This is a genomic window from Paenibacillus sp. FSL H7-0756 (assembly GCF_038006765.1).
Classification (GTDB): Bacteria; Bacillota; Bacilli; order Paenibacillales; family Paenibacillaceae; genus Paenibacillus_AQ.
Genome location: NZ_JBBOVT010000002.1, coordinates 1,465,064 through 1,483,589 on the forward strand (window position 1 = coordinate 1,465,064; position 18,526 = coordinate 1,483,589).

Genomic DNA, 18,526 nt, shown 5'->3' on the forward strand with positions numbered 1-18,526 from the left:
GGCAGGTTACATAGCCTTAAGCATATGCTCCAGAATGGCATGCGAATGCTGCGAGGCCGTTACGGTGAACTCACTGTAATTCACATGGGCTGAGCCGTCTGCTTTGTCTGACATGGAGCGTACGATTACAAAAGGTATCCCGTTCATATGGCAGACCTGGGCGACCGCCGCACCCTCCATCTCTGCACAGGCTCCGTCCAGCTGCTCACGCAGCATAGCTACTGAGGCCCTGCTGGCAATGAATTGATCCCCGGACAGCACAATACCTGTTACAGACTTCTGCTTGAGCTCATGACAAGCCTCTTCTGCTAACTTCACCAGCAGAGGATCTGCCTGGAAGGCGGAGATCTCCTGATAGGGGATCACCCCCCTGGCATAACCGAGCGCTGTAACATCCATATCATGCTGAATGCAGGAGGACGAAATAACAATATCCCCGATGTTCAGCTCAGGATGCAGCGCTCCGGCCACTCCGGTGAACAGCACCTGCTCTACGTCGAAGCTGTCCAGCAGAATCTGGGTGGTTACGGCGGCGTTCACCTTCCCTACCCCTGATTTGCAGACTACAGCCGCCTTCCCGAATACCTTCCCTGCATAAAAGGTAATGCCGGCCTTCACCGTGGTCTGCCGGTCCTCCATCTCTTCCAGCAGCAGCTTGATTTCTTCATCCATTGCGCCAATCAGTCCCAGCACTCCGCTCATTTCATATCCCCCTTGAACTTTCTGCCCGCAAACATAAAAAGCTCCCGAAGGAGCTTCTTAAGAAACCTATGTTCACGCGACTGATCTTATTTGTTGACATGGTTGACAGACAGACGAAGAATGGTCTCATGCGGCAAAATAACCCGCGGATTCTCAACCGTCTCCTTCTTCATCAGCTTCGTCAGCAGTCTCATCGCCACAGCACCGAGATCATACATCGGCTGTGCTACAGTAGTGAGGAGCGGACGAACCATTGAAGCCATCCGGATGTTGTCTACACTGATAATCGAGAAGTCGTCCGGCACCTTGAGACCTTCATCCTGAATACTGTGAATGGCGCCAATTGCCATCTCATCAGTAGCGGCAAAGATAGCTGTAGGCTTCTTCTTCAGACCCAGGAAGTACTTCATGGCTTCGACACCGGATTCGTAACGATAGTTACCGATGCGTACCAGATCCTCCTGATACTCGATACCTGCCGCTTCCAGAGCCTTCTTGTAGCCGTGGAACCGTGCATAACCGTTCGCAGGGTCCTGCAGTGTGCCGCTGATCATGGCGATCTCACGGTGTCCGTGGCGGATCAGCGTATTCACTGCATCAAATGCAGCCGTCTCGTGGTCGATATCCACGGAAGGATACGTTCCCTTCTCATCGCGGGTCGCACAGAGCACGATAGGCACAGCAGAGGTCTGGAACGCCTGAATATGCTCTTCCGTAACGGTTCCGCCCATGAACAGCAGCCCGTCCACCTGCTTCTCGAGCAGTGTGTTAATGACACGAATCTCTTTCTCTTTGCGCTTGTCAGCGTTACAGAGAATAATGTTGTAGTGATACATATTGGCAATATCTTCAATCCCGCGTGCAATTTCCGCAAAAATCGAGTTTGAGATATCTGGGATAACAACCCCTACGGTTGTCGTTTTCTTGCTGGCGAGACCTCTCGCCACAGCATTCGGACGATAGCCCAAACGCTCAATCGCTTCAAAAACCTTCTTCCGGGTCTGCGGTTTCACGTTGGGGTTATTATTCACAACCCGTGATACCGTAGCCATAGATACGCCTGCTTCTCGAGCTACATCGTAAATGGTTACCGTCAAATTACTCTCTCCATTGCGATAAATTTTATCGTTCGACTAATTAAAATTATGATACGACACTTTGTACAATTGTGCAATGATAACGCTTCATTTTCCTTTCAAAATTTCTTTCAAAGGTTGAAACGTCAGTCCTGGCGCGGCTTTAACGCCTTCCGCCAATTCCTGATTCTCCAATAGCTTCCAGTTGAAAGCCCTTAAAATTTCAAGAATTCCGTATGCTTTCTCTATCGTATCAAAAAGCGCGTGAAAAATCCAACATTCGTTGAAACTTTTTCATTGTTTTTGCAGACTTTTTTTCAAAATGTCAAAAAATGCTCTTTATTTGGCACTTTCTGCCGATTGAGCAGTCAACTGGGAGAGCCGCAAGCCAATCTCTTCCATCCACTTCTTGTCGGATAGATCCGCCGCCGTGCGGTATACATCCAGCAGCAGATCAATCCGGCTCTGCATAGCCTTGCGGATAGCCTCCTCCAGTTCCGGCAGGCCGCCGGCAAACAGGCCCGCAGAAAGCGTATCCTTCAGCACACTAGCCCACTCATTGCGTTCCGCAAAGGACAGATGCAGCTTGCCCGCAGGGCGCTCTCCAAGCTCCCGAATCAGCAGACCCAGGTCACGCTTAATCACCGGCAAGGGCTCATAACGGGCGCATTGCCCGCAGGTATATACAGGGACATGAGTAATTTTGATCTTCGCACTATAAATCAGCGTATGCATATGTATGGTCATGATCCCGCCGCAGCCACAAGACTTCTTCATTAATTGTTCCTTATACATCTCCCACACCTCAGAATGATCTTTTAAAAACGCATAGTTCTGCCTTTTCCCTATCTACTATTCGACCTTATTCCCCTGAATCCCTGCAAGTTTGCATATCATGTTTTAATTGGCAATAGTTTTAGGATTTTCCATATCGAAAAGTGACTTCAAGTCTCTCTTTTGATAGAATGACATAGATATCAGGAAGTTAAGCCGAAGGGAGCTGAACAGAATGAGACTTTCAGGTAAAAAAGTCATTGCGCTGGTGGACGATGAATTTGAAGACCTCGAGCTGTGGTATCCCGTATACCGCGTACGCGAGGAAGGGGCCGAGGTTCATTTGGCCGGCCTTGAGAAGGGAAAGACGTATGTCGGTAAGTATGGCGTACCTGCCACTGCTGAATACAGCTGGGACGAGTTGAACGCTGCCGATTATGACGGTATCCTCGTTCCCGGAGGCTGGGCACCCGACAAAATCCGCCGGTACAGCGCAGTGCTGAAGCTGGTGCAGGATTTCAATAGTGCGAAGAAGCCGATTGGCCAGATCTGCCATGCCGGATGGGTACTGATATCCGCGAAGATACTAGAGGGCGTAACCGTCACCTCCACACCGGGCATCCGTGACGATATGGAGAACGCTGGAGCCATCTGGAAGGACGAGCCTGTCGTCACTGACGGCCATATCATCTCCGCCCGCCGCCCGCCGGACCTGCCGCCTTACGGCAAAGCGTTCTGCGATGCGCTTGCTGGTGAATAGGCGGAATAGAATTGGAATAGCAGACTAATGCCGGAACGGCCACAAACAAGCCCTGCCTTATCTTTCGATGAGGTTCAGGGCTTGTTCTAATTCACCAGATGGTTACCGGATTGGAACGGACAGCTTCTCTTTGATCAGGGCAGGATATGCCTTAATGGCGAACGTCAGCGGCTGCGGATATATATTGCCCCCCAAACCAAGGTAATACATGTGAGGGATTGACTTCGCTTTCTCCGGCTCCGTGCGTTGCGGAATATCGATATCAAACTTATCTGTTGAATGAACTGTACCTGCTCCATCGGTAAATGTTGGCCCCAGCCTAAAGTCATTGTAGATACTGTTATTCTGTGCCTGAGAATCATATTCCAGCACCATCGTAGAGCCCCTTTCCGTGTTGTGGACAGACATTTGCAAATTCTGATCTGGAGCCTTGATAATTTGTTGCTTATCCGTATCTACAATTAATTGGGTTGCCTTCTTATCCAGCGCCAGAATTCCATTGATTTGCAGCTGGAGCGATTGTGCCGAGCTCCTGTCGTTGGCAAATATCAGTCTGCCCCCACTGTCCGTAAAGCTGGCAGCGCGTAAAGCCAGATACGTAAAATCACCGCTACCGCCTGCTAAGAGCCCCGGTTTGTACATGGAGAAGATCTGTTTGGAGTTCAGCGGGTCGGAGGTATAATCCAGATAAATGCCGGAGGCGGCCAGATAGACCTGATTAATTTTAATTTTCTGACCTTCTATTTCCAGTGTTTTGTCTACATGTATGGTTTCTCCTGCCTTAGCAATCTCCTCCCGGTCTAGCGGAAGAGCTACAGACAATTTAGCAAGGGAGCTATCTGCTGAAGCTGGCGTGAACTGTTTGTACTTACCAAGCTCCAATTCCAGTGTAAATTGATCCGGAAGAGCGCCTCCGTCACTCTCCCACTGCCTTACTTCATAACCATAGGTTATACGATTTGGGGAAATTGAGTTCTCAGGCCCCAGGGATGTATGCAAAGGATTTGAAACAGCTGATGTTAACTGAATATGTGCTACTTTGGCCTTCTCATCAGTCTTATTCTGCAAGGAATACAAAATGATAATCCCCTTCTGATCTGCAGCAATTCCGTCTACAGTCAGGACAAATCCATTCTGCTCCGCAGTAACACCCGTAATGCGCTGTACAAGGCCAGCCTCGATTGCCGAAGATACGGCGTTTGTGGTCATCGCAGCTGGAATGTACTTTTCAAAGGGTCCATAGCTCTGATATATTGCTGCCTGATCGGGAGCTGCCCCTTGGGTCTTCAACACCTCACCCGCCCGGGGAAAGGAGAATAACAGCACAATCCCCAGCACTGCCGCCGCTGTAGCCAGAGCATAACGCTTCCTTAGTGACATAGAGCTTCTGCGTGAACGCGTTATGCCTTTACGGATTGCCGTATTCAGCTTCATCTCTGCAACCTCATCCGCTTCTGCCGACAGACTGTGGTAGTACTCCTTCAGCAGCTCTTCTTCGGTCTTGACCATGCTATAGTCCCCCTTTGATTCTCATTTTGTCGCGCAACTGCTTAAGTCCCTTGTTCAGCCAGGTCTTGACCGTTCCTTCCGGCTTACCCAGCACCTCGGCAATTTCTGTCAGCGTCATATCCCGGTAGTACTTCAGCACAAGCACCTGACGGTATTTCGGTTTTACCGCTTCCAGGGCCTGCTCCATATCCAGCTTACGGTCACTGGTCATCTCCTGTAGTCCAGCGCTTGCCGGTTCCGGGACAGGAGCAGCCAGCCGCTTCCTCCGCTTCAGTTCATCCTTGCAGCAGTTGATCAGAATCCGGGTCAGCCAGGGTGCGAACCGGTCCTCATCCTTCAGGCTCCCGCGCTTCACCCAGGCCCGGTATGTAGTTTCCTGAACCATCTCAAGTGACTCCGCTTCACTGCGCAAGTAGCTGTAAGCAATGCTGTAGAGTATTTTTTTCTGCTCCAGTACCCGGCTGATAAACAGCTGCTCCTGTTCATTCAAGTGGCGCACCTGCTCACCTTCCCACGTATGTTCCATCCAGGCTTAGTCTCCCCTTTCTTTTTTGACTTCTGTATATACTGACTGTCCCGCAGCCCAAACGGTTTTACTTTTTTGACAGCGCACTTGTTCCCAGTGATTGCAAAAGCAAAATAACCCCATAAAATGGGGCTTAGCTTCAATGATGACTCAGATACTTTGCGGGGACCCCAAAACATATAAAATCATTGAAAAAGCCCGGTGTGTATGGCCCCCTTGACCCTCACCCCGGACTTAATATCGATGTTCTTGTTCAACTTGTCCTTGTCATGCTGATAACTCTATGCCGCAAGAAGGCTATGACGTCTTCTCTTTGGAATCTCCGCCGGCGCCCAGCGGAAATCCGCTCCGTCCTACAAAAGCTGTAAGCTGCTCCTCTGTCTCCGAGCTGGTGCGGTTGCGGAAGCAGACCTTCGCAATCTCTCTGGCTTCAGAAGCCAGGGTGTTCAGCGTACGGTGCTTCACCTTCAGCAAGGCTTGCGGCGACATGCTCAGCACACTGATCCCCAGCTCCAGCCAGAGCGGCAGTGAGCGCTCGTCTGCGGCCATCTCGCCGCATACACTGACATCGATGCCTACGCTGCGTGCCGCATCCACCGTCATGCGGATCATGCGCAGCACTCCCGGATGGTACGGATGATACATATGGGCAATCTGCTCATTCATCCGGTCCACAGCCAGTACATACTGCACCAGATCATTCGTGCCGATACTGAAGAAGTCCACTTCCTCCGCCAGCAGGTCGGCAATCATCACTGCGGCCGGAACCTCAATCATTATACCTACCTTCATCTCGCGGTTATACGGTACTCCCCGGCTGTCCAGCTCGCTTTTCACCTCGTTCAGCACCGCTTTGGCCGCCTGCACCTCTTCGACCGAAGAGATCATCGGGAACATCATCCGCACATTGCCGTAATGACTGGCCCGCAGAATGGCTGTAATCTGGGTTTTGAACATATCCTTGCGGTCCAGGCTGATCCGGATGGCCCGGTAGCCAAGGAACGGGTTCTGCTCCTCCGGCAGCTGGAAGTAATCCAGGTGCTTGTCTCCCCCGATATCAAGCGTACGGATGACCACGGACTCCTTGCCGACTTTTTCCGCGACCAGCTTATAAACTTCGAACTGCTCCTCTTCTGTCGGAAAAGAACTGCGGTCCATATACAGGAACTCTGTGCGGAACAGCCCTACTCCCTCGGCCCCGTATTTCAGCGCCATATTCAGCTCCTTCACGGAACTGATATTGCCGGCCAGCCGCAGAGACACGCCATCCTTCGTGACCGCTTCGACAGTTGCCAGCAGCTCCAATTGCTCCCGCTTCCGCTGCTGCTTCGCACGTCTGGTGTTGAAATCAAGCAGTGTGGATTCATCCGGATGAATCATGACCGCCCCGGTCTCCCCATCGAGCACCAGCATGTCCCCTGTCTGGATAGGAGTCAGGATCTTGTTCTCCAGGCCCGCCACCAGCGGAATGCCGAGCGCACGGGCCATGATGGAGGAATGCGAGGTTTTGCCACCCATCATCGTCGCTATGCCCAGCACATACGCCGGATTCAAATGCGCCAGCTGTGAGGGGGACAGCTCCTTCGCTACCAGGATGTACGGCTGGGTATCCGACGGCAGTGTAACCTCAGGCGCACCCAGGAGATGCTTCAGCAGGCGGTTGCCGACATCCTTGATATCCACCGCACGTTCCTTCATATATTCATCGTCGAGCAAATCGAACATCGCCACGAAGTGGTCGATCGCTTCCTTGACCGCCACCTCGGCTGCCTTGTATTGGCGTTCGATAATGCCGCGGATTTCGCTCATGAACACCGGATCATCCAGGATCGCCAGATGGGCATCGAAAATACTCGATTCCTCCGGTCCGACGACCTCGCGGAATTCTTTTTTGATAAACTCGATTTCGTCCTTGGAGGTCCGAATGCCTTCGTACAACCGTTCGAACTCCTTCGCCAGATCCACCGGATTCACCTGGGTGTCCGGCAGACTCCATTCCCAGTTCGGCAGGACAAAGGCCTTCCCGATGGCAACACCTGCTGCGGCGCCTATGCCTTGTATCATGCTTCGATCCCTCCAACATTGCTTTCATGTAGTACCACGGACATGACGGAAGACTGCCCCTTTTTCACGTTTTTGAATGGCGCATAGCTCCAGGATTTGACCCGGTCCGGGTTGGTAATCACCATCGGTGTCGCCAGCGAAGCGGCATGCTCCTTCAAGTAGGCCAGATCAAACTTGACCAGCAGCTGCCCCGGCTCCACACTGTCACCTTCCTGTACAAGCGCCTCAAACGGGCCCTTAAGCTGCGAAGTATCGATCCCGATATGCATGAGCACCTCGAGCCCTTCGGGCGTAGCAATGCCCACTGCGTGCATCGTAGGGTATACGTGCATCACTTTGCCGAATACGGGCGAGACCAGCTCTCCCTTTTCCGGGACAAAGGCCACCCCATCCCCAACCAGCTTCGCGGCAAAAATATGATCCGGCACCTCTTCAATCGGCATCATCCGTCCCTGGATCGGCGCACTGAACAGCACCTGCGGCAGATCGCGCAGCATCAGCTTGTCAATCTCCTCACGGATTAGCTCCGAATATGTACCGAAGACGACCTGCACATTGCCCCCGCCCAGCTTGATAATGCCTGCGGAGCCCAGCCCCTTCAGTGCCCCTGTATCTATGAAGCGGTCATTATGCACCGTTAATCTCAGCCGGGTGATGCAGGCCTGAACCTGCACAATATTCTCCTTGCCGCCCAGTGCCTCCAGAATCAGCGGAGCCTGATACGGGATATTGCCCGCCCAGTCGCCCAGCTCAGAGCCTTCCTCGCGGCCCGGCGTAGGAATCTGGAACCGGCGGATCGCCCAGCGGAACACGTTATAATAGACAATGCCATAGCCGATCCCGATTGGAATCAGCAGCCAGGCCCGCTGGGACAGATGCATATTGAGGAAGAAGTCGATGGTCCCCGCCGAATAGGAGAAGCCGTGATGAATCCCGAGCGAGTAGGTCAGCACCATCGCAAGCCCGGACATGACCACATGCAGGGCAAACAAATACGGCGACGCGAACAGGAAGGCAAATTCAATCTGCTCCGACACTCCGGTCAGAAAGCACACCAAAGCTGCACGTAAAAACGTCTTCTTGATCTTGGGCTTGAGGTCCTCGCGCGCTTCCTGAATGATGGCAAAGGCAATTGCCGGCAGGGCGAACATCATAATCGGGAATAGCCCGGCCATGAACACACCCGCTGTAGGGTCACCGGCAAAAAAGCGCGGCAAATCCCCCTGTACGACCGCACTGCCGTCAGGCGTCGTAAAGGAGCCCAATTGAAACCAGAACACATTATTCAGAATATGGTGCAGGCCAAAGGCCGTCAGCACCCTGTATAGCACCCCGTACACAAACACTCCATAGCCGCCGGTCAGCTGCACTACCCTGAACAGCTCGTTGAGCAGCTCCTGCAAGAGCGGAGACACACCGAGCATGATCCAGGCGAACAGCGCCGAGAATAAGCCCATGAACAGCAAAACAAAACGCGACCCTCCAAAAAACTGGATCGCCTCCGGCAGCTTGATATTCTTAAACCGGTTATGCGCTACACCGGCTACAATCCCAAGGATAATACCAATTAATGTTGCAGGCTGTACAGCCCCGTCTCCCATGTTGGACACAATCCGGTCATAAGTGAACATCCCTGCGAGTGCGGCCAGTCCCGCCGGTCCGGCCTGATTGGACAACCCCCACGCCACACCGACAGCAAACAAATAAGGCATGAAATAGAATATTCCTTGCCCCGCGTACGTCGTCACTTCGGATACCGAAGAAAGTCCCCATGCAGACCACGGTAAGCTGCCCAGACTCAGCAGGATAGCTGCCGCCGGAAGCACCATGGTAGGAAGCATAATGGCTCTGCCCAACTGCTGCAAAGATCCGAGCCAATTCAAGGCGACCCTCTCCTTTCTTTCTATATTGAATGGTAAGCGTTACAGCAGTTTTTGTCAAAAGAATCTGGGGATGAACCGGAGGGGAAGCGCGCTACGAAGACGGCACCGTCAGCACCCTTCGCACCCTTCGCACTCTTCGCACCCTTCGCACCCTTCGCACTCTTCGCACCCTTCGCACCCTTCGCACCCTTCGCACCCTTCGCACCCTTCGCACCCTTCGCACCCTTCGCACCCTTCGCACCCTTCGCACCCTTCGCACCCTTCGCACCCTTCGCACCCTTCGCACCCTTCGCACCCTTCGCACCCTTCGCACCCTTCGCACCCTTCGCACCCTTCGCACCCTTCGCACCCTTCGCACCCTTCGCACCCTTCGCACCCTTCGCACCCTTCGCACCCTTCGCACCCTTCGCACCCTTCGCACCCTTCGCACCCTTCGCACCCTTCGCACCCTTCGCACCCTTCGCACCCTTCGCACCCTTCGCACCCTTCGCACCCTTCGCACCCTTCGCACCCGCTAAAGTGTAGCATGAGCACAGACAGCCTACCAATAGAGCGGTGAATGTATTTTGTACAACAGATTGGCCGAAATTCCACTCATATCCACGATCTATTGTATTTCGTACATTAGAATTCTCAGAATTACATCATAACCAACCATAAATCAAAATTCTACTGTATAAAATGCAACAGAAGCTCGAAATCGCGGGTTTTGACTAAATTCTAATGTACAAAATACATTCACACTGGTGCGGCTGCGACTATTCAATGCCTTTTAAACAATGATGTTCCGTCTCCTCACCAACTCTGATCCTGATGCATTGGCCTCAGTTCATAGGATCTTACCCCTCTTCCGCCAGCGACAGGCTGGAGCAGTCCTTTCTCGCTCAGAGCGCTGAGCAGTTTGTGTGCCGTTCTAAAGTTAATCTCGAAATAATCCGTTACATCCTTAGGACGAAGGGGGCTTCCAATCTGCCAGGCTAAACGTAATACGTCTTTTTCTCCAGACAACAGTTGTGCTCGAGCCACTCTACTCCGCGCCAAAAACGGTGCCAGCGCCAGCTGCAGCAGCATCCGGCACACTTCGGGACGCTGCTGAATATCGTCGAACGAGAAGTGCAGCATCTTCCAGCCCATCCCGGTCAGGAAGGTGTCCCGGTTCAGCGCATAGTTGAATTTTTCCCGGTCCATATCCTTGATATGGCTCTGATAACCGTCACATTCGATGCCAAAGCGGGTTCCGTTCTGCGGCAGAAAAGCAAAATCCAGAAACTGCGACTTCCGGTTCCAGTCGTACACCTCATATTCAGGGTGCAGATGCTCCAGTGACTCGAATAGCGGCCACCATACATTCTGCAGAAACAGCTTCTCCGCATAGTTATGTCCGCGCAGCAGCCTCCCTCTCCGTTCACCCGTTCTTTCATTCGTATGTGCCTCCATAAAGCTGCTGTGTGCCATTTCAAATTCCATATCTATCTTCCCCCTCCCGAAAAATGCAAAAAACGCCCTTCTCCCCTTGTTAATGGAGTAAAGGACGTTCTTCGTCTGTGTAAATCATTTCAATAATTGTTAGCGAAAACTAATCAAGAATACTGCAACCAGGTCTGAGGGACATTTGGAAAAATTAAATCTGGATAGCTTTGACCTACAAGTATATCCGGCATCTGCACACCTGATCATACATGTGAATCGTCTTATCCCCGGCTCCGGCCCTTCATCGTAATCGCTTCCTCCACCTTAATGCAGCGGTCCATGATCGCGATCATATGATTGGCAGCGGCAATGTCCGCCGCCTCTTGACTAATGATCCCTTGCTGCAGCCAAAGCACACGTGCGCCGATATCAGCAGCCTCCTGCGCAACAGCCGCGCAGTATTCACTGCGGCGGAACACATTCACAATATCCACCGGCTCCGGAATCTCCGCCAGCGTATGGTAGCATTTCTCGCCCATGATCTCCCCGTCCACAGACGGGTTGACCGGAATGATCCGGTAACCCCGGCTCTGCATAGCCCCTGCAACCATATATGAGGTGCGGTCTGTTTTGTCGGATAGGCCAACAACAGCGATATTGCCTGCCGCAGCCAGTATCTCGCCGATCTCTTCCCTGCTAGGGTTCTCAAAGCTCATGTGTGTATTTCCCCTTCCGTCTGATTTCGTCCATGCCCTCCGCAGCACTGCTTGCCGCTTCAGCCACGGTTCTGTCATTTTCAGCAACACCTATATCATACAGCGCCGCACCAGAAGTTCCAAATTCCCGTCAGCCTTACGTAACCTGTTCATTTATATCTGGATCTACGAATCCTCTGGGTGCCCCAAGCTGCACAGCCATACCATATGAATGGAATCCGGCCCCCAATAATCCTGCACTGCTGCATGGGGCGTTCCGAATTTCCGCAGCCATCTGTCCTGCGCCCGCTTATATCCGCTGTCCAGGCAGAATTCGGAAATCCCCCGCTTTCTGAGAAAGACCGTGACCTCCTCAATTAAAGCTGAGCCTACACCCTGCCCTTGAAATTCAGGCAGGACATACAAGCTTCCCAGCTCACCGACAGCCGATAGGCGGTTATCGGTGCAGTTCCGTATGTCCTCTCCGCAAGGTGCATAAGAAACCGTGCCGATAACCACTCCGCCGCTTCTGGCCAGCCAGAAATACACATCCGTATCCTGCGGATTCAGCGCAGCATTGGCCATCTGTATCTTGGCTGCGGTCTCCTGCCGGATGTCTTCCTGCAGGTGCCCCAATCCTTCCCGTTCGAAGGCGTCGGCGATCGTCACCTTGAACAGCTTCGATACGGAAGGGATATCTTCCGGAGCAAGAGGTGTGATGCTTAAAGAACCTAGAATGCTCACTTCACCCATTCCACATCCGCACCCAGCAAGCGCAGATGATCGAAATACTGCGGATAAGACTTCGCCACATGATGGGCATCCTTAATCAGCAGCGGCTGGCGGGCACGCAGGCCCACTACAGTAAGCGCCATAATCACACGGTGGTCATAGTGGGCATTAATGGTTACGCCGCCTTCCACGCCTTCAGGTGTGCCATGCACGATAATCTCGTCCCGGCGTTCCTCGACCTTCGCACCGGCCCGGGTCAGCTCTGCCAGGTAGTCCGTGATGCGGTCGCATTCCTTGTAGCGCAGATTCTCCACATTATAGAAGCGTGAGGTCCCTTCGGCAAAAACCGCCGCAGCCACCATTGCCAGCACCGCATCGGTTGCCGCATCGCCGTCGAATTCGACTGCCTTCAGAATGCCGTTCCCCTGCACATGCACTGTTCCGTTCTCATGGGTGAGCGGCACCTCCATCATCTGCAGCACATCGACAATGGCCCGCTCCCCCTGCTTGCTTCTCTCAGCCAGCCGGTGAATAGTCACATCCGACTTCGTCACCGCTGCGGCCGCAAGCACTGCGGCTGATCCCGGATAATCGCCTTGCACCGTATAGGTCTTGGCTGCATAGTTCTGGCGTCCAGGCACCTTGAAGGACATATAATCATCCGCCGCATGTACGATGATCCCGGCCTGCTCCAGCACCTCCAGCGTCTGGCCGATGACCACCTTGGATTTCAGATCATCCAGCACGATGATCTCACTGTCTTCTTCAAGCAGCGGGGTCAGGAATAGGAGTGCGCTAAGATACTGCGAGCTGACAGCGCCGGAGACGGTAATGCGTCCGCCCTGCGGCTTGCCGCCGCGGATCGTAATCGGCAGCCTTCCGTTATTATGCTCTACTTCAACGCCGAGCTGGCCCAGTGCCAGAATCAGGTCGTCATGCGGCCGTTTGCCGAGAGAATCGGGATACGTATTTACGAAGGTAACCTCCGGGCTAAGAGCAGCCACCGCCATCAGGAAGCGGAGAACAGCACCGGCATTCCCGACATTCAGCTCCTTGATGTCACGGGGATGGCGTCCGAATCCCTGCACTATGATTTTCTCATCATCTTCGGTCAGGACTGCACCGAGATCGGCGATACATCTGCGGATCGCGTCGCTGTCCTCGCTGTGGGCAGGATGGTAGATCGTGCTGACTCCTTCAGAGAGAGCGGCTACCAGCAGGTAACGCGTGGTGTAGTTTTTGGAGGACAGGGCTCCGAATTCTCCTTGCAGCGTCGGCGTAGGCCTAACAATAACGTCCATAGTATAAGCGCTCCTTCATCATATATAGTCTGTATGTACGGTCCTGTTTGACAGGGTAATCCGCAGTTGTGTTATCATTGCGTGAAGAGAATCCATTCCCATTCGGGCAGAAAAGAGGGTACTACCATGAATGAAATTCCGCAAATCACACCGCAGGAGCTGCGTAAGCGGCTCGCTGCCGGCGAAGAGCTTGTACTGATCGATGTCCGTGAAGAGGATGAGGTTGCCTTCGGCATGATTCCAGGTGCACAGCATATCCCGATGGGCCAGATCCCGCAGCAGACGGACAAGCTTCCGTCAGACACTGAGATCATTTTCATTTGCCGTTCCGGCAGCCGCAGTCAGCGGGTCTGTGAATATCTGCAGCAATTTGGCATTCAAGGCTCTAACCTGAGCGGCGGCATGATCGAGTGGGAAGATACCGGGGCGGAATAAGCCCCATCCTGATCCCTAAGCACCAACACACATAAAAGCTCAAGCGCGGTAACGCAGTAAAATGTATTGCGAGACCTCAGCCACGTTCAGTTCCGTTGTATCGACCGTGCAATGCGCGAAACGGTAAGCTTCCCTGCGCTGTTCCATAATGGAACGGACCCGGTTTGCCGCATTGCCGGCGAGCAGCGGCCGGTTCTCATCCCCGCTGACCCGTTCAATAATGGTATCCTCCGAGGCTGTAAGAGCCACAACAAATCCATGCTCCAGCATGACTTCGGCATTCCCTGGCGCAAGCACCGCCCCTCCGCCTGTAGAGATCACTTTGCGCTCTCCCTGCAACATTTCCTGAAGCACCGCTGATTCAATGCGCCTGAACGCCTGCTCTCCGCCATCTGCGAAGATATCCGCAATACTGCGGCCCTCTCTTCCGGTAATCACTGCATCCAGATCAACCAGTTCATAGTCAAGCTCCTCGGCCAGAATGGCGCCTACTGTAGACTTCCCCGTAGCCATCATCCCGACGAGAATGATATTTCGATCGTCCATAACAACCTCCAAGCCGCGACATTTGTCATATCATAACACAGGGTGAAAAGTTTGCACAATGCCGGCAGCCTTCATTTTGAAGCGGGCTGTGCCTGCCATGGCTGTGCCTCATAGATGCAAAAAACCCGAAAGCCCTCCGCATGAAGCGGAAAGCATCTCGGGTTCCTGAGCATTAAGCTAAACGCTGCCTGTTACTCAGCCAGCCAGTTGTGGTGGAACACGCCTTCTTTGTCCACACGCTTGAAGGTGTGAGCGCCGAAGTAATCGCGCTGTGCCTGCAGCAGGTTCGCCGGAAGACGTTCTGTACGGTAGCTGTCGTAGTATGCAAGGGCGCTGGAGAATCCCGGAACCGGAATACCCAGCGTTACAGCCGAAGCGATAACCTTGCGCCATGCCGACTGGTAGTTGTCCATGACATCCTTGAAGAACGGATCAAGCAGAAGGTTCTTCAGCTCTGCGTTGTTCTCATAAGCATCTGTGATGTTCTGCAGGAACCGGGAACGGATGATACAGCCGCCGCGCCAGATTTTGGCCAGCTCGCCGTATTTCAGATTCCAGCCGTATTCGTCAGAAGCCACACGCAGCTGTGCGAAGCCCTGGGCATACGATACGATCTTGCTGGCGAACAATGCTTTGCGCACGTTCTCGATGAATTCGGCTTTGTCGCCGTCGAAAGGAGCCACAGCAGGACCGCTCAGTACCTTGCTGGCTTCAACGCGCTCTTCCTTCATGGCAGACAGGAAGCGGGAGAAGACGGATTCGGTAATCATGGACAGCGGCACGCCGAGATCCAGCGAGCTTTGGCTTGTCCACTTGCCGGTACCCTTTTGTCCGGCAGCATCAAGGATGACGTCCACCATCGGCTTGCCGGTCTCTTCGTCATACTGGGCGAAGATATCCTTCGTAATCTCGATCAAATAGCTGTCGAGCTCGCCATTATTCCATTCTGCGAAGGTGCTGTGCAGTTCCTTGGCATCCAGACCCAGGACGTCCTTGAGCAGGTGGTACGCTTCGCCAATCAGCTGCATGTCACCGTACTCGATACCGTTATGCACCATTTTCACATAGTGTCCTGCACCGTCCGGCCCGATATATGTACAGCAAGGCTCTCCGCCCACGTGGGCTGAAATCGCCGTAAGGATAGGTTCAACCAGCTTATACGCGCTTTCCTGACCGCCTGGCATAATGGAAGGGCCCTTGAGCGCGCCTTCTTCACCGCCGGACACGCCGGTGCCGACGAAGCGGAAGCCTTTGTCTTCAAGATATTTGCTGCGGCGTACTGTGTCAGGGAAATAAGCGTTACCGCCATCGATGATGATATCGCCTTGATCCAAGAACGGCAGAAGCTGCTCAATGGTGGCATCCGTAGCCTGGCCTGCCTGAACCATGATCAGAATCTTGCGCGGTACTTCCAGCGACCCTACGAACTCTTCAACGGAGAACGTACCCACCAGATTCTTGCCTGCTGCTTCTGCGACCAGATCATGTGTCTTCTCCGGGGAACGGTTAAACACGGATACGCTGAAGCCTTTGCTCTCGATGTTAAGAGCCAAATTTTTGCCCATTACCGCCAAGCCAATAACGCCGATTTGTTGTTTTGACATCTGGTTCTCCACCCTTTGCACCCTGTATTTTTGTGAAATTCATTTCTCGCAGTATAAGAATACCACCCTTTGTCAGAGACAGCAAAGTTCTGCCTGCGAAAGAGAGATCAATTTCATTGACAAACTTCGATCCATCAGGGAAATTGCTCACAATGACTATTTTAACGGTTTTGTGCACAGAAGTGAACCCCCGTCCTCAAGAAAGGCTCAATAAAAGGACACCCCGCGATGGGATGCCCTTAACCGCATGTATTCACTTCGCTCCCTACCACTCCAGCGCTGCAAGCTCCCTGGTCAATTGCTCAAGCCTAGCTGTGCTGGCCGCCACCGCGTCTGCATCGCACTCACGCATAGCTTCATTCAGCAAGTCGAGCTGTTCATCCACGGCAAGCCTGCGGTCGCGGATTCGCTCTTCGCCCTCTATGGAGTAGAACAGCTTCGTCAGCTCCTGATCGGACAAAAGCGGCCCCTTCTGGTACAGCACCCGCTGCTGATAACCGGAAATCTCCACCAGACGGATAACTTCACCGAATAAAATATTCTCTATAATGATCTGACGGTCACGGAAGCGCTTGACAACGGCATGACCTCTCATATCCCCAATCAGCTTCTCCATCCATTCTGACAGGCGCGCATCACGGATCATGTAGTCTCCCACCAGCTTGAAGCCGTCCTTAATCCGCTGGAAGCGCAGCTTCACAAGCTTGCGGCCGGTGCGCACCGAAATAAGAAAAACACTCTCGTTCTCACTCCAGTACAGGGAATAACCTTCCTTGATCAAGTCCTTGATTAGATCCTGGATATGTTGTCTGTCAAACCGCAGCTCCAGATTGCAGTACTCCACTTCATCGTTTTTGTTCACGGCACTCCCCCCTAACTGCTTGATTTAAGCATCGTCAGCTTCATGGCCTAACCTAAGAGTAGAACAGACTGCCGGACCTCCGCTTGCACCTTGGTTCTTTGTGTGGCTTACACTTATTTTATACTTCATATTATGTAGCGGTAACTTGGTTTATTGACTATTTTTACCCGTTTTCGGCCTTTTCCAAACGCTGGTACCCGCTTTAGATGTTATGGACCAGCCATTTATACGCAAAAACAGCAGTAAAGCCGCATTCCTCCTCTTTTTCAGGCGGTCTGCGGCTTATTGCATTGTTGTACCGGGTTCAATCCCCTGTGCCCGCTCTTGTTAGTGCGCCCTGCCGTGCTTCAGCTTCGTCCGGTGGACGATCAGCAGATGCAGGCCGAATAATACAACCATTACTCCCGCGCTGGCCAGAAAAGGAGCACCATGGCTGACCGTATCCCACAGCTTGCCTGACACCACCGGACCAGCAACCATTCCTGATCCCTGCAGCGTCAGGAAGAGCCCCCAGACGGTCCCGCGTTCCCCCTCCGGCACCTGCTTGGCCAGGAAGGCGTTCCACGCCGGAAGAATCAGCGCATAGCTGATCCCGACCAGAGCTACCGCCACGAAGGCCAGCGGAAGCCAGCGGACCTGTGAGAAGAAGGCCATGGAGCAGGCTGCCAGCAGGAAGCCGATATTGAGGAAGATGGAGGTGCCAACCTTATCGACCAGCTTCCCGGCGGGTATAAGTGTCAGCACGGTAATTCCTCCCCCGGCAATCAGCAGCAGGCTGAACTGGTTGGGGGTGACATGCAGCTCCGAGCGTGCGAACAGGGTAACCACCGGCGTCATAAGCCCAATCGCAAATGCCTGCAAGAACAAGGCAGGAAACAGCAGGCGGCTTACCTTCAGAGAGGAGGTCACCTGCTTCCAGGTCCGCTTCAGACTCTGCAAGGGTCTTACCGGCTTACGCGGTACCGGCGGCCCCTCTGCCGACATCTCGCGGACAGCGCGCGGCGCATGCCCGCCAATCTTCGAAGGCAGGAACAGCGCCACGGCTACAACGGCGGCAGCGAAGCCCATCAGCACCAGGAAGACCGTCCGGTAGCCATGTCCGCCATGATCCATCATGAAGTTGACGATAATCGGACCGACGCCGGTTCCGGCCAGTGACGCCATCTCCACCGCCCCCATGGCTGCACCGCTGCTGCCGCTCCGGGTAGAGCCCGCCAGCTCGGTGATGCCTGTCATCGTACAAGGCCACAGCGGCGAGGTGCCGATCCCCAGAATCAGACAGGCGATGGACAAGCTTACGGCATCTTTGGCATAGATAATCAGCCCGACAGCCACCACAAGCAGCAGTAGCGCCCCTGTCATCGTCCAACGGTAGCCGATCCGCTCCATCACCCAGCCGAACGGGCTGCGGAACAGGTTATCCCCGAGATACTGCAGCGCGAAGGCGAACCCGACCACCGTTACGGAGAGACCCAGAATATTCTCCATATAGACCGGCAGCAGGGCTACCAGCAGCGATCCTTTGACGAATTCGACCAGGAAAATAATGATCCACATTTCTAATATGAACGGTGAGGCTAAACTGATATGCATACGTTCCGCTGCTTTGCCAGACATTTCATCACATCCTAGTATTATGTTGATTGA

At 53.4% G+C, this 18,526-nt stretch carries 18 protein-coding genes; 2 read left to right on the forward strand and 16 right to left on the reverse strand.

The features are described 5' to 3' along the window. Positions 1-6: 6 nt before the first annotated feature. From NST04_RS23060 to NST04_RS23070, 3 genes are all read right to left on the reverse strand, one after another. Positions 7-702, reverse strand: a complete 696-nt coding sequence (locus NST04_RS23060; protein ID WP_341186297.1) for a 5'-methylthioadenosine/adenosylhomocysteine nucleosidase — start codon at positions 700-702, stop codon at positions 7-9. Positions 703-788: 86 nt separating this feature from the next. Then, positions 789-1,799, reverse strand: a complete 1,011-nt coding sequence (gene ccpA / locus NST04_RS23065) for a catabolite control protein A (protein ID WP_036695017.1) — start codon at positions 1,797-1,799, stop codon at positions 789-791. Between the two features lie 318 nt (positions 1,800-2,117). Beyond that, the gene (locus NST04_RS23070; protein ID WP_341186298.1) at positions 2,118-2,555 is read right to left on the reverse strand and encodes a hypothetical protein; all 438 of its coding nucleotides are present in this window, start codon (positions 2,553-2,555) and stop codon (positions 2,118-2,120) included. A gap of 232 nt (positions 2,556-2,787) precedes the next feature. Here NST04_RS23070 and NST04_RS23075 point away from each other — a divergent pair, with 232 nt between their 5' ends. After that, positions 2,788-3,312, forward strand: coding sequence for a type 1 glutamine amidotransferase domain-containing protein (locus tag NST04_RS23075; RefSeq protein WP_341186299.1), 525 nt, complete (start codon positions 2,788-2,790; stop codon positions 3,310-3,312). Between the two features lie 102 nt (positions 3,313-3,414). Here the strand turns inward: NST04_RS23075 and NST04_RS23080 are convergent, their stop codons facing one another. The 9 genes from NST04_RS23080 to aroA form a co-directional block, all read right to left on the reverse strand. Beyond that, positions 3,415-4,821, reverse strand: a complete 1,407-nt coding sequence (locus NST04_RS23080) for a DUF4179 domain-containing protein (protein WP_341186300.1) — start codon at positions 4,819-4,821, stop codon at positions 3,415-3,417. Position 4,822: 1 nt separating this feature from the next. After that, a complete protein-coding gene (locus NST04_RS23085; protein ID WP_341186301.1) occupies positions 4,823-5,347 on the reverse strand; it encodes a sigma-70 family RNA polymerase sigma factor in 525 nt (174 codons plus the stop codon). 297 nt (positions 5,348-5,644) lie between these two features. Next, positions 5,645-7,411 (reverse strand): phosphoenolpyruvate--protein phosphotransferase, encoded by a 1,767-nt coding sequence (gene ptsP / locus NST04_RS23090; RefSeq protein ID WP_341186302.1) that lies wholly within the window; start codon positions 7,409-7,411, stop codon positions 5,645-5,647. Beyond that, entirely contained in the window at positions 7,408-9,294 is a 1,887-nt protein-coding gene (locus NST04_RS23095; RefSeq protein ID WP_341186303.1) for a glucose PTS transporter subunit IIA, read from the reverse strand. The genes ptsP and NST04_RS23095 overlap by 4 nt, the downstream gene beginning before the upstream one ends. Positions 9,295-9,314: 20 nt before the next feature. Continuing rightward, the gene (locus NST04_RS23100) at positions 9,315-9,842 is read right to left on the reverse strand and encodes a hypothetical protein (RefSeq protein WP_341186304.1); all 528 of its coding nucleotides are present in this window, start codon (positions 9,840-9,842) and stop codon (positions 9,315-9,317) included. 247 nt (positions 9,843-10,089) lie between these two features. Continuing rightward, on the reverse strand, positions 10,090-10,761 hold the full coding sequence (locus tag NST04_RS23105; protein WP_341186305.1) for a hypothetical protein: 672 nt from the start codon (positions 10,759-10,761) through the stop codon (positions 10,090-10,092). 224 nt (positions 10,762-10,985) lie between these two features. Next, positions 10,986-11,420, reverse strand: coding sequence for a CoA-binding protein (locus NST04_RS23110; protein WP_341186306.1), 435 nt, complete (start codon positions 11,418-11,420; stop codon positions 10,986-10,988). A gap of 165 nt (positions 11,421-11,585) precedes the next feature. After that, entirely contained in the window at positions 11,586-12,152 is a 567-nt protein-coding gene (locus NST04_RS23115; RefSeq protein WP_341186307.1) for a GNAT family N-acetyltransferase, read from the reverse strand. Next, complete coding sequence (gene aroA, locus NST04_RS23120; RefSeq protein ID WP_341186308.1) at positions 12,140-13,432, reverse strand: 3-phosphoshikimate 1-carboxyvinyltransferase; 1,293 nt, start codon at positions 13,430-13,432, stop codon at positions 12,140-12,142. Before aroA ends, NST04_RS23115 begins: the two co-directional genes overlap by 13 nt. A 126-nt stretch (positions 13,433-13,558) precedes the next feature. Here aroA and NST04_RS23125 point away from each other — a divergent pair, with 126 nt between their 5' ends. Next, positions 13,559-13,867: a rhodanese-like domain-containing protein gene (locus NST04_RS23125; protein WP_341186309.1), complete on the forward strand. Its 309-nt coding sequence runs from the start codon at positions 13,559-13,561 to the stop codon at positions 13,865-13,867. Positions 13,868-13,906: 39 nt separating this feature from the next. On the opposite strand, the gene NST04_RS23130 is transcribed toward NST04_RS23125, so the two are convergent. From NST04_RS23130 to NST04_RS23145, 4 genes are all read right to left on the reverse strand, one after another. Continuing rightward, positions 13,907-14,413 (reverse strand): shikimate kinase, encoded by a 507-nt coding sequence (locus NST04_RS23130; RefSeq protein ID WP_341186310.1) that lies wholly within the window; start codon positions 14,411-14,413, stop codon positions 13,907-13,909. Between the two features lie 191 nt (positions 14,414-14,604). Then, positions 14,605-16,017: an NADP-dependent phosphogluconate dehydrogenase gene (gene gndA, locus NST04_RS23135; RefSeq protein ID WP_341186311.1), complete on the reverse strand. Its 1,413-nt coding sequence runs from the start codon at positions 16,015-16,017 to the stop codon at positions 14,605-14,607. A 265-nt stretch (positions 16,018-16,282) separates the two neighbouring features. Beyond that, positions 16,283-16,879: a hypothetical protein gene (locus NST04_RS23140; protein WP_341186312.1), complete on the reverse strand. Its 597-nt coding sequence runs from the start codon at positions 16,877-16,879 to the stop codon at positions 16,283-16,285. Between the two features lie 327 nt (positions 16,880-17,206). Then, positions 17,207-18,496, reverse strand: a complete 1,290-nt coding sequence (locus NST04_RS23145) for an MFS transporter (RefSeq protein ID WP_341186313.1) — start codon at positions 18,494-18,496, stop codon at positions 17,207-17,209. Between the last annotated feature and the right edge of the window lie 30 nt (positions 18,497-18,526).

Bases quoted from the DNA above. Each gene is read 5' to 3' on its own strand.
- NST04_RS23080 (WP_341186300.1), bottom strand. From the start codon at position 4,821: ATGGTCAAGACCGAAGAAGAGCTGCTGAAGGAGTACTACCACAGTCTG.
- NST04_RS23110 (WP_341186306.1), bottom strand. From the start codon at position 11,420: ATGAGCTTTGAGAACCCTAGCAGGGAAGAGATCGGCGAGATACTGGCT.
- NST04_RS23060 (WP_341186297.1), bottom strand. From the start codon at position 702: ATGAGCGGAGTGCTGGGACTGATTGGCGCAATGGATGAAGAAATCAAG.
- NST04_RS23085 (WP_341186301.1), bottom strand. From the start codon at position 5,347: ATGGAACATACGTGGGAAGGTGAGCAGGTGCGCCACTTGAATGAACAG.
- gndA (WP_341186311.1), bottom strand. From the start codon at position 16,017: ATGTCAAAACAACAAATCGGCGTTATTGGCTTGGCGGTAATGGGCAAA.
- aroA (WP_341186308.1), bottom strand. From the start codon at position 13,432: ATGGACGTTATTGTTAGGCCTACGCCGACGCTGCAAGGAGAATTCGGA.
- ptsP (WP_341186302.1), bottom strand. From the start codon at position 7,411: ATGATACAAGGCATAGGCGCCGCAGCAGGTGTTGCCATCGGGAAGGCC.
- NST04_RS23125 (WP_341186309.1), top strand. From the start codon at position 13,559: ATGAATGAAATTCCGCAAATCACACCGCAGGAGCTGCGTAAGCGGCTC.
- NST04_RS23145 (WP_341186313.1), bottom strand. From the start codon at position 18,496: ATGTCTGGCAAAGCAGCGGAACGTATGCATATCAGTTTAGCCTCACCG.
- NST04_RS23115 (WP_341186307.1), bottom strand. From the start codon at position 12,152: ATGGGTGAAGTGAGCATTCTAGGTTCTTTAAGCATCACACCTCTTGCT.
- NST04_RS23130 (WP_341186310.1), bottom strand. From the start codon at position 14,413: ATGGACGATCGAAATATCATTCTCGTCGGGATGATGGCTACGGGGAAG.
- NST04_RS23105 (WP_341186305.1), bottom strand. From the start codon at position 10,761: ATGGAATTTGAAATGGCACACAGCAGCTTTATGGAGGCACATACGAAT.
- NST04_RS23070 (WP_341186298.1), bottom strand. From the start codon at position 2,555: ATGAAGAAGTCTTGTGGCTGCGGCGGGATCATGACCATACATATGCAT.
- NST04_RS23075 (WP_341186299.1), top strand. From the start codon at position 2,788: ATGAGACTTTCAGGTAAAAAAGTCATTGCGCTGGTGGACGATGAATTT.